The organism is Pseudoxanthomonas gei, from assembly GCF_010119615.1.
Taxonomy (GTDB): Bacteria; Pseudomonadota; Gammaproteobacteria; order Xanthomonadales; family Xanthomonadaceae; genus Pseudoxanthomonas_A; species Pseudoxanthomonas_A gei.
Genome location: NZ_QOVG01000046.1, coordinates 1 through 513, shown reverse-complemented (window position 1 = coordinate 513; position 513 = coordinate 1). Strand labels below are relative to the sequence as shown.

Annotated in this window: 1 protein-coding gene; it reads right to left on the bottom strand. The window is 51.9% G+C overall.

Going from position 1 to position 513, the window contains the following annotated elements; genetic code table 11:
- Positions 1-57: 57 nt before the first annotated feature.
- Positions 58-513: MFS transporter (locus tag DT603_RS15900; RefSeq protein WP_162350960.1), on the bottom strand; the 456-nt coding region annotated here is incomplete at its 5' end.

Genomic DNA, 513 nt, shown 5'->3' with positions numbered 1-513 from the left:
TCCTCCCTCCTGCGTCGGGAGGACAAAAAAGCTTCAGACCTTTTAATTACCAGAAATTTATGCCACGGGTTCCGACTCGCGCGCTTCCAGATTGACCGGCTGCATTTTCGGGGTAAGCAGGTGCATCACTACCCAGGCTGTCAGGTAAGCAAACCCGCAGATGAGGAAAATAATACCATATCCACTCTGCACATCGCCGACCTTTTTATAGTTATCCAGAATCCGGCCAACAATCTCCGGAAAAATAATACCTCCTACTGAACCAGCCATACTACCAATACCAACCACGGAGCTAACCGTCCGTTTCGGAAACATATCCGAAGCCGTTGTAAAGATATTGGCGCTCCAGGCCTGGTGGGCCGCTCCTGCCAAACCGATCAATGCTACAGCCGTCCAGATACCAGGGCCAAACCGCACCGCAATAACCGGAAGTACCAGAACAGCAAACATCAGCATTGCTCCTTTTCGCGCTTTCCAGACACTCCAGCCCCGCCCAATCAGCCAGGAAGACAG